This window comes from Sinorhizobium sp. RAC02 (genome assembly GCF_001713395.1).
Classification (GTDB): domain Bacteria; phylum Pseudomonadota; class Alphaproteobacteria; order Rhizobiales; family Rhizobiaceae; genus Shinella.
Window position 1 is genome coordinate 24,299 of sequence record NZ_CP016451.1, and the last position, 12,057, is coordinate 36,355.

10 protein-coding genes and 1 pseudogene are annotated in these 12,057 nt (G+C 57.2%); 8 read left to right on the forward strand and 3 right to left on the reverse strand.

Translation table 11 applies throughout. The annotated features are described in order from the left end of the window. The first annotated feature begins 62 nt into the window (after positions 1-62). From repB to BSY16_RS20015, 7 genes are all read left to right on the forward strand, one after another. Complete coding sequence (gene repB / locus BSY16_RS19985) at positions 63-1,022, forward strand: plasmid partitioning protein RepB (protein ID WP_069061664.1); 960 nt, start codon at positions 63-65, stop codon at positions 1,020-1,022. A 174-nt stretch (positions 1,023-1,196) separates the two neighbouring features. Then, on the forward strand, positions 1,197-2,411 hold the full coding sequence (gene repC, locus BSY16_RS19990; protein WP_069061665.1) for a plasmid replication protein RepC: 1,215 nt from the start codon (positions 1,197-1,199) through the stop codon (positions 2,409-2,411). 549 nt (positions 2,412-2,960) lie between these two features. After that, positions 2,961-3,761 carry a class D beta-lactamase gene (gene blaOXA / locus BSY16_RS19995; protein ID WP_069061666.1) on the forward strand — a complete coding sequence of 267 codons (801 nt, stop codon included), beginning with the start codon at positions 2,961-2,963 and terminating at the stop codon, positions 3,759-3,761. Between the two features lie 37 nt (positions 3,762-3,798). Then, positions 3,799-4,671: a LysR family transcriptional regulator gene (locus BSY16_RS20000; RefSeq protein WP_069061667.1), complete on the forward strand. Its 873-nt coding sequence runs from the start codon at positions 3,799-3,801 to the stop codon at positions 4,669-4,671. A 173-nt stretch (positions 4,672-4,844) separates the two neighbouring features. Further along, the gene (locus tag BSY16_RS20005; protein WP_069061668.1) at positions 4,845-6,059 is read left to right on the forward strand and encodes an acyltransferase family protein; all 1,215 of its coding nucleotides are present in this window, start codon (positions 4,845-4,847) and stop codon (positions 6,057-6,059) included. Positions 6,060-6,331: 272 nt separating this feature from the next. After that, positions 6,332-7,339: a serine hydrolase domain-containing protein gene (locus BSY16_RS20010; protein WP_286157252.1), complete on the forward strand. Its 1,008-nt coding sequence runs from the start codon at positions 6,332-6,334 to the stop codon at positions 7,337-7,339. Between the two features lie 330 nt (positions 7,340-7,669). After that, a complete protein-coding gene (locus tag BSY16_RS20015; RefSeq protein WP_069061669.1) occupies positions 7,670-8,383 on the forward strand; it encodes a DNA helicase in 714 nt (237 codons plus the stop codon). Between the two features lie 130 nt (positions 8,384-8,513). On the opposite strand, the gene BSY16_RS20020 is transcribed toward BSY16_RS20015, so the two are convergent. Together BSY16_RS20020 and BSY16_RS20025 are read right to left on the reverse strand one after the other, a co-directional pair. Then, the gene (locus BSY16_RS20020) at positions 8,514-9,053 is read right to left on the reverse strand and encodes an SMI1/KNR4 family protein (protein ID WP_069061670.1); all 540 of its coding nucleotides are present in this window, start codon (positions 9,051-9,053) and stop codon (positions 8,514-8,516) included. Between the two features lie 263 nt (positions 9,054-9,316). Then, positions 9,317-10,468: a site-specific integrase gene (locus tag BSY16_RS20025; protein ID WP_069061671.1), complete on the reverse strand. Its 1,152-nt coding sequence runs from the start codon at positions 10,466-10,468 to the stop codon at positions 9,317-9,319. A gap of 199 nt (positions 10,469-10,667) precedes the next feature. On the opposite strand from BSY16_RS20025, the gene BSY16_RS20030 reads away from it, so the two are divergent. Next, entirely contained in the window at positions 10,668-11,798 is a 1,131-nt protein-coding gene (locus tag BSY16_RS20030; protein ID WP_069061672.1) for an RHE_PE00001 family protein, read from the forward strand. A 13-nt stretch (positions 11,799-11,811) separates the two neighbouring features. On the opposite strand, the pseudogene BSY16_RS32785 reads toward BSY16_RS20030, so the two are convergent. Continuing rightward, positions 11,812-12,036: pseudogene (locus tag BSY16_RS32785) on the reverse strand (IS21 family transposase); the annotation flags it as partial. Positions 12,037-12,057 lie beyond the last annotated feature (21 nt).

Genomic DNA, 12,057 nt, shown 5'->3' on the forward strand with positions numbered 1-12,057 from the left:
CGGAAACTTTCGGGAAACCGCTCATTCTAGGGCGTCAATCTTGACACCCGAGGGGGCTACAAATGGCTAGAAAACACTTGCTGTCCGATCTCGGTGGACCAAAGTTGCCAGCCGGAAACTCCGAAGATATTGCCGCGCGGGATGCTGCTACTCCGCAATATTCCCCACGTGGTGCGATAGGTGCTGTCTCGCGCTCCATCGAGCTTTTGAAGTCTCAGTCGCTCACGGAACTCGATCCGGATCTCATTGACGCGCCGCTCGTCGCGGACCGGTTGGAAGAGTCTCCCGAGCAATTTGAAGAGTTCGCTCGAAATATCAAGGAGCACGGTCAGCAGGTCCCTATCCTCGTGCGCCCTCACCCGTCTGTTGAAGGCCGATACCAGATTGCCTACGGGCGCCGACGCCTGAGGGCAGTGAAGGCTGCGGGCATCCAGGTGAAGGCTGCGGTTCGCACCTTGTCGGATGACGAGTTGGTTCTGGCCCAGGGGCAGGAGAACAGCGCTCGGCAGGATCTTTCATTTATCGAGCGCGCTCTATACGCCGCAGAGCTTGAGGCCGGTGGGTTTCAGCGGCCAGTCATCATGGCGGCTCTTGCTGTGGATAAAAGCAATCTTTCCCGCTTGATCGGCGCTGCCAAACAACTTCCAGCAGATATTATCCGCTTGATCGGCGCCGCCCCTAAAACCGGTCGGGACCGTTGGTACGAATTGTCGGGCCGCCTAAGCCAAGATGGCGCTCCCGAAACTGCTCGTACCTTACTCAATGATGATGCGGTGAAAAGCTTGAATTCTGACGAGCGTTTCGCTCGAGTATTTGAAGCTGTCACCCCTAAGAAGACAAAGGCAGTGAAGACTGAAGCGAAAGTTTGGAAAGCTGAGGACGGCACCAAGGCCGCTCATTACAAGCAAGACAAGCGTACGCTGACTTTAATGATCGACAAAAAGGCCGCTCCGGATTTTGCGGAATACCTGATGTCGGCTCTCCCAGAGATCTACGCTTCTTTCAAGAGGTCGAAGCAGTAGAGCGAATCGCAAACAGGAAAGGAACGATAGCGCAAAGAAAAAGCCCTCCGAAACGGTGTTCCAGAAGGCCTCTCTCAGTTTGGTCGCTTAGAGAATCGCATTTCCCGGAATCCCAGTCAAGAGTCAACGCCGTCCAGGCGTAGCCTTTTCTTTGCCTTTTGAAAGGTGAAAGAAATGCAGACAGGAAGTGTGACGACGCCCTTTGGGCGGCGGCCGATGACGCTCGCCTTGGTGAAGCGGCAAGTGGCCACAAACGATATCAAAGCTGGGAAAACCGTTGAGAAATGGAAGGTCTTCCGTGATACCTCGGAAGCAAGAGAAGAACTCGGCCTGCAGTCGAACAGCCTAGCCGTGCTCGACGCTCTCCTGAGCTTCTATCCGGAAAACGAATTGCGCCAGGACGCGCAGCTCGTGGTTTTTCCTTCAAACGCGCAATTGATCCTTCGAGCCCACGGCATGGCAGGCGCCACGTTACGTCGTCATCTTGCGCTTTTGGTCGATGCGGGCCTTATTGTTCGCAAGGATAGTGCAAACGGCAAACGCTATGCGAGGAAGAACGGCGCCGGCGAGATCGAGAATGCGTTTGGGTTCGACCTGTCGCCGATCCTTGCCCGGTCTGAAGAGCTTGCCGTCATCGCGCAGAAAGTGGTCGCTGCTCGTTCCGCATTCCGCAAGGCGAAAGAAAACCTGACAATCTGCCGCCGGGATGTCCGCAAGCTTATCACTGCTGCGATAGAGGAGGGGGCGGACGGCGACTGGATGGCGATCGAGGCTATGTACATCGACCTCGTTGCCCGCATCCCACGCTCCCCGACCATCGCTGATGTCGCCAGTATCCTCGACGAACTCGAGCTTCTTCGCGAGGAAATCCTTAATCGCTTGGATACGCAGTCAAATTCAGAATTTAATAGCACCAATGCTGCTCATATTGAGCAGCACATACAGAATTCAAAACCCGAATCGTTCAATGAACTTGAACCTCGCTCTGAAAAAGAGCATGGCGAAAAGCCGAGCAAGAGCCGCGGGCCTAACAGTGAGGCGCTGAAAGCCTTTCCTTTAGGTGTTGTGCTGAAGGCGTGCCCGCAGATTATTGACTATGGACCGGCAGGGGCTGTGGGTAGTTGGCGCGATCTCATGTCGGCGGCAGTTGTGGTGAGGTCGATGCTGGGTGTGAGCCCTTCCGCCTACCAGGAGGCTTGCGAAACCATGGGACCTGAAAATGCAGCGGTTGCGATTGCCTGTATCCTGGAGAGGGCAGGGCACATCAATTCCGCTGGTGGCTATCTGCGTGACCTCACCAACCGGGCGGGGCGGGGCGAGTTTTCCCTTGGACCGATGGTCATGGCACTGCTGCGATTGAACGGTGAAGCCGGAAAGAGATCGGCGTAAATGACAGTAGAGAGAAAAGACGCTCCAAAACTGCTGAACGCCATACGCCGGAGAGGAGGTTTATCGAATTTGCCACTCACGCCGTTCTCCGAGCCGCGGCGAGGTTTCAGTTGTTCTACCGATCGGAGCGTGAAGTGATTGATAGTACGGTGATTTTTTTCCTCGCTGTTAGAGTTTCCGGCTGGCAACTTTCTTCCGGGACGTGGAAGTTGGATTCAATCCAGTGTCATTGATGGTATGACGAAACGGCTGGCGCATGATGCCGAAGCTAAAAATATAGCTGCGATTTGAGCTGCTGCTGTCCAAAACCGACTATAGGAGTTGGAAAGCGACCGCCAAATAGATTTGCGCCAGCATCTGCCGTTGTAACAGGTGCATAACTCCTCATTCTGCGACGTCGCAAAAAGTCGGAAAAACAAGTCACGCTTTAATCGGGAGTTTCGCGACAGAAGGCACCATTCCAATATAGGGTGCAACTATTCTCCATCCGACTTGGACAATCGGCCCACCGAAGCGATACGAAGGCGGGGCACCAACCGAGAGAGTCCGATGAAGAAATTGCTTGCGGCCGTCTGTGCCCTCACGTTTTGCAGCGCAATGCCGTCATGGGCAGAGACGAACATAATCTGCACGCTCGTTGTCTCAGCGGGAACTGGAAAGCCGCTTCTTGAGGAGGGCGATTGCAACCGACGGATGTCGCCTGCTTCAACATTCAAGATAGCGATCAGCCTGATGGGTTTCGACAGCGGCATTCTTGAAACGCCGGAAAGGCCGCTTCTGCCCTTTAAAGAAGGCTACATAGATGCCCGTCCCGAATGGAGGCACTCGCAAACCCCCAAAAGCTGGATGCGAGATTCCGTGATCTGGTATTCGCAGCAGACAAACCTTCAGCTCGGCATGAAGAAATATACGGCCTACGTGAAGGCATTCGAATACGGCAATCAAGACCTTTCCGGGGAGCCCGGCAAGAGCAATGGCCTGACCCATGCCTGGCTGAGCACCTCCCTGCAAATCTCTCCTAGGGAGCAGATCACATTCATTCGAAAACTGGTTCGGCATGAACTTCCGGTGAGCAACGCGGCCGTGTCGAATACCAGCACAATCCTCGATCAAGGGATGAAGGGCGGCTGGCACGTCTTCGGCAAGACCGGCGCTGGCGGCATCAGAACGGCAGACGGGAAGCTGAAGACTCCCTTTGGCTGGTATGTCGGTTGGGCAAAGAGAGGAGACGAAACCGTTGTCTTTGCTCGATTGATCCAGGATACTGATCGTCAGCCTACGCCTCCGGGTCCCCGTGCTCGTGACGGGTTGATGTCGTCTGTGTTTTCAACAAGGGGCGTATTGGAATAGGATAGTCTGCAAGGCTCGGAAACCGTGGGGCGGATAAATGAATATTGAGCTCCTTCACGATTTCCTATGCGTTTCTGACACGATGAACCTTACGGTGTCGGCCGAAGAACGACACACAACCCAATCTAACCTCAGCAAGCGAATCCGACAGCTAGAAACCTGGCTGGGACGCGACCTGATCGACCGACGCAGCCGTCCCCTTACTCTGACGAAGGCCGGCCACGACTTCATCCCGGTTGCGAGAAACATCATTTCACAGCTCGATGAGTACAGAGGCGCTCACATGCCTTGGAGTGTAGCCGAGGGAGCTGTCAGCATCGCCATGCCGCACAGCGCAACGATCAGCGTGTTTCCCGGCTTCAAACAGCGGATCGTAAGGCAGATTCCAAGAGCTAGCTTCGCGCCACGATTGGCCAATCATGACACAGTGGCGACGATGCTTGCTCGTTCCGAGTGCGATCTCGCCGTGGTGGCATATCATCCCGCGACACCGCAGGCCGAGGAATTTGCCGTTTTCAGGTCCGTTGAAATTGCGCGGGAACGACTGGTGATCGTTGCGCCTCCTCAGGTCCCCAGCACTGAGCCTCTTCCACTGCACGTCTCGCACCATCGAACCTACATCGGTCAGATTTGGCGAAATTCCCGTGTATCTGTTCCGGTCACCGAGGAAATCGAACACGGGATGGCGGCCGACATCAGGGCATATTGCTTGTCTGGTGACGGGCGCGGTGTGGTGCCGGAGACATTGGTCGAGGCCGATATAGCCTCTGGAAAACTGGCAATATGCTTTCCGGAAGCGGACCTATCATATTCCTTTTCATTGTATTGTGCTCCGAAGGCGAGCGCGCAAGCGAAGAGGATCTGGAACGCCGCTGCACACCTCACCAATCGCGAGCTATCTGCGCAATAGTCCTGATTGTGCAGCCCGATCCTCCGACCTAAGTGTCAGAGGGGTGGATCATTTACAATTTTACGAAAAATTTAGGTTAATTGACAGTTTCCACGTTGGGCTGTTCCATCGCAACCGCAGATCGGTAAGTTTACTGGCATCAGCTTTGCCACCAAACTTCCGGAGCGTTGCACATGACTATGCTTGCCACCACGAACAATGCGCATGCAGGCAACTTTTCCTCGCTCTCGCATACGAGAGTCGTGGCAACGGGCACTCGAATGGTTGGTCCCGATATCCTACGTTCGCTGGCGATCTTACTGGTGATACTTGTCCACCTTCCGCTGAACGCCACCCCAGGCCTGTTGGTGACTGTCCGGGAATATGGCTGGCTCGGTGTCGATATCTTCTTTGTGCTGAGCGGCTACCTGATCGGCACGCAACTGTTCAAGGAAGTGACACGCACGGGGGCAGTCGATTTCAAATCATTTTATCTCCGGCGTGCCTTCCGCATCTTCCCGGCCTTCTTCGTGGTCCTTGGCCTTTACGCCTTGGTTCCGGTTCTTCGCGACAATCCGGCGATGCAGCCTCTGTGGAAATTCGCGACCTTCACGGTGAATCTCGGGTTCGATCCGAGGGAGGGCAACGCGTTCTCTCAGGCATGGACGCTTGCCGTCGAAGAGCAATTTTATCTCGTTCTGCCTTTGCTGGTTCTTCTCCTGTATAAGCGCATTGGCACAGGATGGGTGCTTACCCTCGCAGGGCTGCTGATGCTCGCCGGCGTCGTTTTGCGTTACGCGATCTGGGATACACAGGTTGGCTCCCTCGTCGCAGAAGGCCAGTTTCGCCCCGCCTTTGCGACATACCTCCGAGATGTCTACTACCCAACATATACCCGTCTCGACGGCCTGCTGTTCGGCGTGGTGCTTGCGGCTGCCCGTTTCTTCAAGCCAGAGCTTTGCAGGCAGTACCTACCGCCGAAGGTCACGATTCCCACAGGTCTGATCTTTGTGATCGCGGCGCTCATCTGCTTCGTTGATCGGGGACCGCTTGCAGGACAAGGCATATTTCCAGTGTTTCAGGCTCAGCTCGGCGCGGTCGCGGGCTTTCCGCTGATCTCAATCGGCATCGCACTGATGTTCTGTGCCATGCTCGATCTTGAACATGTGCTAAGCCGCTGGCCAGTGCCAGGTGCAGCCCTCGTAGCAACTCTGTCTTATAGTCTCTACCTAACGCACAAGTCCGTGTTTCACGTCATGCGCCTGGTCGTTGGAGAGGAAAACCTGCAAGGCAGCTTTGGCTTTGTCGCCTATCTGATCGGAAGCTTCGCCGTCGCGGCCGTTCTCTGGTTTTGCGTGGAGCGGACGTTCCTACATCTTCGAGATAAAATGCTATCGAAAACCAAATGATGGTGCTTTGCCACGGTATCGCGAAATTCCTAGGTTTTGCTACGTCGCAAAAATCGCCAGCTTCCGACCCCTTGCTCCCAGCCAGAGTGCTTGACGGGTTCGCCCGGAACTTTCCGTTGGTTCAACTCACAAAGGCTGCAGACTTGGAGCCGGCTTAGCCCGTTGGTGTTCGCCGTTTCACACACGGGGTCCAACACCGTTGCCAGCCATATCGACACGCCGGAAAGCCGCCATTATTGGATGCTCACACTGTGATTGGAGAAGGAGACGCTATGTTCATTCGACGAGTCGCAGTGCTGCTTGTCCTCGGTATTTTCGTTGCAGGTACGGCCCACGCCCAGACTTGGGAGGACGTCGATCCGATTGCCGCCGGCTGGTCGGCGGAGCGGCTCGATGCGGCCCGTCTCCAATCGAAAACACTCAGGCCTACTGCGCTGATGATCGTCCAGGACGGGCGGGTGGTCGCCCGTTGGGGCGATACCTTGCGAAAAGTGAATATGGCGTCCGTTCGCAAGAGCCTGCTCAGCGCTCTTTACGGCAGTGCGGTTGCCGAGGGTCGGGTCAAGCTTTCAACCCACCTTTCCGAACTTGGCATTGACGACAATACTCCCAACCTTACGGCCGAGGAAAAAACCGCAACAGTGCGTGATCTGCTCATGTCGCGGTCGGGTATCTACCATCCTGCGGCCCACGAGACTGCTGATATCAAGCGCAAGCGTCCTACACGCGGAAGTCACCCACCCGGGTCGTTTTGGTTTTATAACAACTGGGACTTTAACGTTCTGGGGACGATCTACCGGCAGCAGACCGGCGAGGACCTCTTTGTGAGCTTCGAGAAGCGGATCGCTAGACCGATCGGTATGGAGGATTTCTCGGTCAAGGACGGCCGATACGACCTCGAAAAACTGTCGCAGCATCCCGCCTATCCGGTTCGGCTCAGCGCCCGCGATGCCGCCCGTTTTGGCCAGCTTTTCCTGAACGATGGGAGGTGGGGCACCAAACAGATCATACCGGCGTCGTGGGTCAGGGAATCGACGACTGCCTATTCGTGGGCGAAGCGGATACGTCAGGGCTATGGCTACATGTGGTGGACGCTTCCAGAGGATACTTGGGGTCCGAATGCATTCTACGCTTCCGGCTACGGTGGGCAGATTATCGCCGTCGTGCCGTCAAAGCGGCTGGTGGTCGTGCAGACCGTAGATTTAAACCAGAACCCGAAGGGGGTTCGCACCAGCGCATTCATCGACCTGCTAAAAGAGATCGCTCTCGCTTCACCGTGAAGATGTGGTGCCACACACCTTATCAAATGTGCCAGCTGGTTCTGAGCGGTTCAATGGTCCCTCCGGCTCTAAGCGGACTGTCCGTTTCCCTCGCAATCGCGGACATGGCGTCGCATCATTCCTGATTTTTGCGTTCGGCACAGCAGCGGCCGTGGATGAAACTTGTTGATGACCCGTTCTCAAGCTATGTTGAGCGGACAGGCTTGGCCCGCGCCTCCTCCCTCCCATCGGGGAAGTATCGTTCATACGGGGTATTGAGATCATCGAGCCATCTGTTCGAGCGCCGCATAAGGAGGGATTGCGTTTCCTGCTCGGAATGGAGGTTCCTTGATGAAGCTATCTGCTCCGATTTATCAACTGAAGCGCCGCGCCAAATTGTTGGCCCGGAATGAAAAAATCCCTCTGCATTCGGCGTTGGACCGCATAGCACGCGACGAAGGCTTTGCGGGGTGGAGCCTGCTTTCCGCCCGAGTTGCAACATCTGCGACGGCAAGCGAAATGCTGTCCCGGCTTTCTGATGGCGATATGCTTCTGCTGGGAGCGCGGCCCGGTCATGGCAAGACCCTTCTCGGGCTTCAGCTCCTGCTCGATGCTATCCGTGACGGCCGGCGAGGTGTCTTCTTCACCCTCGAATATACCGAGCAGGAAACCCATGCGCGTATCCGGTCGCTGGAAGGCGAATCGTCGGGCCTTGGGGGTGCTCTGGAAATCATGACCTCTGACGAGATTTGCGCCGACTATATCATGCGCCATCTCGCCGATGCCTCCCGGGGGACGGTCGCCGTTATCGATTACCTACAAATCCTCGATCAACGGAGAAATAAGCCCGAACTTTCGGAGCAAATAGCCACGCTTCAACAATTCGCTCGAAGGACGGGAATTATTCTCGCTTTTATCTCCCAGATTGACCGTTCATACGATCCGGAGGCGAAGCCTTTGCCGGATATGCAGGACATACGCTTGCCCAACAAAGTAGATGTGAGGCTTTTCTCAAAAGCGAGCTTCTTGCATGAGGGTGAGGTGCAGTTTCGGGCCATAGCCTGATTATGCTGGCTTACCGGGGCACAGTCCGCGTGTGCCGGTAGGCCGTCCCTTGTCGCGGTAATCCTAAGTTTCCCGGCGGCGCTTAACTCTTGACCGGGCGGAAGAAGCCAGTCCGCTTTGAGGTTGAATCCTAAAGCGCGAGTCGCAGAGGCTCCTGTCCCTCTGAAAACATGTCCCAATAGTCTCGACCGTCTCCGTCGGCATTCTCAAACAGACCTTCGACGAATTCCCTGAATGAAGAGGCCTGCAGACAAAGATAGTCGTTGTCGGGGGAGGGCCATGGCCCGCCGAAATTGCGGACCCAGCTATAGATGTGACCATAATCGTCTTGCCGAAGCGACATCACCAGCTCGATCAAGCCAGGATCCCCGCCGACGACCAAGCATTGCTTAGGCAGCCTGTCGCCGAGTTCAGCGCGCCAAGTCACAACGCGGTCCCAGTCGTAGAAGGGATCAACGAAATGCTCGGTGGGGTTTGGTGCGTCGCCTGACTCACGGGCCGTATGTCTGAACATCAATGGATAGACCCTGCCACCATCATATCGGGTCATGAAGCTGCGATAGTCATTCGGCAGTTGCACACCATTGTCGCGCTCCCATATCTGAATGGCTTTGCTGACACCTTCGTTAGGCCATTCAGCATGAAGAGGCTTAACCCATCTTTCGATCATTGAATTCTGCCCTTCTATGAAAACTAGCCGCGCGATATTGGAGCTGATGGCTGAAGCTCATTTTCGCTGACGCACGTGGCGTTCGTTTTCGGTAATCGTATGAAATTGAGTCAATACCTGCAACGGGGCGGGCAGCCTTGCCAGATTGTCGCAAAAATCAGTCGCAAAAGTTTGCCTTTTGCGTCTGACTTTTGCGACATAATTTCAGCAGCAAATTCAACGATGCTGGGGGCTGCCGCAAAACTTAGGGAAAGTGAGCGAAACTACTGAACAAGCCTTGCGGCCCGTCCTGTCCGTCTGGTTGCGTTGTTGTAATAAGTGGAGGCCTGCTGGACCGATCTATGTCGCGACTGCTCCATGGCTTCCGGCAGGGGAACTCCACGATTGGCGGCCTCCGTGAGATAGCCTGACCTCAACCCATGCGCCGAAAACTCCTCAGGCTCCAGCCCGGCCAGCGCCGCCCGCTGCTTGACGATCTGGTTGACTGCGCTCGGCTCCAGCGCCCGCTTCGAAACATTACCCCAACGATCGATCTTCCGAAAAACACTCCCGCTTTCAACCTTGCAAGCCGCAAGCCAGGCGTTGAGCGCATCCACGGGCCGGCCCGTCAGATAAACGACCTCATCGTGCTCGGAGCCGGATGTTTTGGTCCGACCCAGATGGATGGCAAGAGAGGGGAGGGGAGGGCCGTTTTCGACTGTGATCGGCGGCTCGACCGAGAGCTGCTCCCTGCGCAACCCGGCAATCTCGCTGCGACGCCGTCCGCCGGATGCGAACGCCACCATCAAAATTGCGCGGTCACGGATGTCGCGCAGGCTGTCGGTGCCACAGGTCGCGAGCAGCTTGGCAAGGACATCTCCCGTGACCGCCTTCGCGCTCTTGCGTTTTCGCGGCCGCGGCGTCGCGCGGGCAGCGAGGCGTATCGCGGATTTCAGCGAAGGGGCGGAGAAGACACCGGTCAGCCCGCGCCATTTTGTCAGCGTCGACCAACTGGCAAGCCGCCGGCGCACCGTATCGGGCGCATGCGGTCCGGAAGATCGAAGGAAGCGTTGCTCGCGCAGGCTTTGCTCGACATTTGCTGGCATGCCGTGTTGAGGATCGATGTCGCGCTGTTCGGGCTGCCAGAGATGGTGGGCGACGAATTTCAGCAGCAGCGCTTCCGGAGCCGGCCAGGGGAGGCAGGCACCGGTCGCGGCGAGAGACCAGGCCTGGAGATAGGCGAGGTCGGAGGTGAGCGCGCGCAGCGTGTTTACGCCCATGCCCTCATTGACCAGATGGCGCAGCGTTTCGACATCCTGGTCGGTCAGCAGTTCGGCCAGTTCGTCGCGCCGGTCGATCGGCAGGACGCTGGCGATGGTGTCGAGTTCGTCGGCCCGGTGATCGACGGCGGTCTTGGAAATGGACGGTTTGGCCACAGAGAAACTCCGGATCGGCGGTTTTTGGCGGCCGAGTGGCCGTGGATTTACCCGATTCTTTCTGATTTGAGACTCGAAATCAATCACCTCCGATAAGGGTTACTTATCGATGGTTAGACGCCCAACCGGCAACCATACCATGTGAGGAACCATAATATTAATATAGAGTTCCTATAGCAAATCATTTACCATAATTTCAATGGCTTACGACCTCGCGAAAATCAGCATGACAGCCCTGATGCGACCGGCTTTCGATGCCGGCATCGCGCTCACGCGTCTCGACGAGCGCATCGCCCGCTCGCCGGTCGGCGAGGGTTGGATCGAGCGATCCCACTTCTCTGATGCCTGCGCCTCGCTGTGGATCGACGGCGAGCTCGTCCATCTCGAAGACCTCGTCCTCCACGACGCCACCCGCGATATTCGCACCCCGACCCATGAGCTGACAATCGCCCGCGACGTGCTGCGCACCCGCCGGCGCGTTGCCGCCCAGCTACCCGGCTGGGCGCTGTCGATGGACGGGGTTCGGACGCTGCGAAAGACCTCGGAGATCACGGCGGCTGACACGGACGAGGCGACGACTGCCGATGCCATCCGGCGCGCGGTCGCAAACGATCCGGAAGGGGAGGGGGACGTCGCCGACGACATCGAAAATCTCCCCGGCGTTGACTACGCTGCAATCGATGCCGTGCTGGCCCGATCGGAGGCGGCGATCGAGAACGCCAGACGGCCGAGCCATGGCGGCGGTCAGGACAAAGATCCGATGATCTACGATCTCGATTGGGACGAGGATGCCAGGCTTGACGAGTGGCGCGGCGTGCTGCGCCAGGCCGAAAACCTGCCGGCGGTGCTGCGGGCGATCACCGCCCTCGATGCCTGGAACGAGCTTTCCGTTCTTCAGCACGCGCCCTGGCTGGGCCGGCTGTTTTGCGCGTCGATCCTGCGCCAGGCCGGTATCACCACCGGCGTACATCTCGCGGCGATCAACCTCGGCCTGAAAACCATTGCCGTCGATCGCCGCCGCAACCGCGACCGGGAGACGCGGCTGCTCGCCATCGCCCACGGGTTTTTGGCCGCCGCCGAGATCGGGCTCAGAGAACATGACCGGCTGGCAATGGCGCGAAAAATGATGGAGCGGAAGCTGGAGGGGCGGCGGACGTCTTCAAAACTGCCTGAACTGGTCGAGCTGGTGATGGCAAAACCCTTGGTGTCGGCCGGGATGGTGGCGAAGACGCTCGAGGTCACGCCGCAGGCGGCGCGGCGGATCGTTTTGGAACTCGGCCTGCGCGAGATGACGGGGAGGGGGAGGTTTCGCGCGTGGGGTGTTCTTTAGTTGACGCAATCGAGGAGCCTATCCAATCCGGCAGTGTCTGGGTCCAAGTCGCCTCGGCGAAGGTGTAACTCGACGCGCCGAGCACGCTGACAACAATTCAGCCTCCCGGACCTCGCCGATCTGGCGATCGACGATCGGCACCTTCTTCCCGGAATTCCACGAAGGCCTTGTCGCCGACGGCATGCTTCTGATGCATCATCGGCGACAAGCGCTGCTCAAAGCCATGCGGCTGGATCAGCGGTTTTGCAGCTAGCTGCGG

Bases quoted from the DNA above. Each gene is read 5' to 3' on its own strand.
- BSY16_RS20030 (WP_069061672.1), top strand. From the start codon at position 10,668: ATGGCTTACGACCTCGCGAAAATCAGCATGACAGCCCTGATGCGACCG.
- blaOXA (WP_069061666.1), top strand. From the start codon at position 2,961: ATGAAGAAATTGCTTGCGGCCGTCTGTGCCCTCACGTTTTGCAGCGCA.
- BSY16_RS20000 (WP_069061667.1), top strand. From the start codon at position 3,799: ATGAATATTGAGCTCCTTCACGATTTCCTATGCGTTTCTGACACGATG.
- repB (WP_069061664.1), top strand. From the start codon at position 63: ATGGCTAGAAAACACTTGCTGTCCGATCTCGGTGGACCAAAGTTGCCA.
- repC (WP_069061665.1), top strand. From the start codon at position 1,197: ATGCAGACAGGAAGTGTGACGACGCCCTTTGGGCGGCGGCCGATGACG.
- BSY16_RS20015 (WP_069061669.1), top strand. From the start codon at position 7,670: ATGAAGCTATCTGCTCCGATTTATCAACTGAAGCGCCGCGCCAAATTG.
- BSY16_RS20010 (WP_286157252.1), top strand. From the start codon at position 6,332: ATGTTCATTCGACGAGTCGCAGTGCTGCTTGTCCTCGGTATTTTCGTT.
- BSY16_RS20005 (WP_069061668.1), top strand. From the start codon at position 4,845: ATGACTATGCTTGCCACCACGAACAATGCGCATGCAGGCAACTTTTCC.
- BSY16_RS20020 (WP_069061670.1), bottom strand. From the start codon at position 9,053: ATGATCGAAAGATGGGTTAAGCCTCTTCATGCTGAATGGCCTAACGAA.